Below are 407 nucleotides of genomic sequence, written 5' to 3'. Positions count from 1 at the left end.
GGAAAGCACTCCTTACCGATATTACCTATTTATATTATGGACAAGGCCAAAAAGCATATTTGTCCTGTGTGAAGGACGTCGCCACCAAAGAAATCCTTGCTTATTATTTATCAAGGTCGCTGCAAATGGATATTGTTTATCAAACGCTGAAAAAACTGGAGGATGCCTTAGATGGCCATTTTCATCCAGATGCCATATTACATTCCGATCACGGCTTCCACTATACCCATCCTGAGTTCCAGAAGAGGGTTAGGGAGCTGAATATAACCCAGTCCATGTCCCGAAAGGGAAACTGTTGGGATAACGCGCCGATGGAAAGCTTCTTTGGCCACTTTAAGGATTTGGCGGAGTTTAAATCTTGTGGGACATTTAACGAAATAGAGGTTGAAGTAGACCGTGTGATTGAA

1 protein-coding gene is annotated in these 407 nt (G+C 42.8%); it reads left to right on the top strand.

Translation table 11 applies throughout. The features are described 5' to 3' along the window. Positions 1–407, top strand: a 407-nt coding sequence (locus HRJ06_RS22980) for a DDE-type integrase/transposase/recombinase (RefSeq protein WP_174735237.1), incomplete at both ends; no start/stop codon positions are given.

Origin of the sequence: Mesobacillus harenae, from assembly GCF_013343715.1 — a bacterium.
In the GTDB taxonomy this organism is placed as follows: Bacteria; Bacillota; Bacilli; order Bacillales; family Cytobacillaceae; genus Mesobacillus_A; species Mesobacillus_A harenae.
The sequence above is the reverse complement of the archived record's forward strand: the minus strand, read 5'-3'. Positions and strand labels throughout refer to the sequence as shown.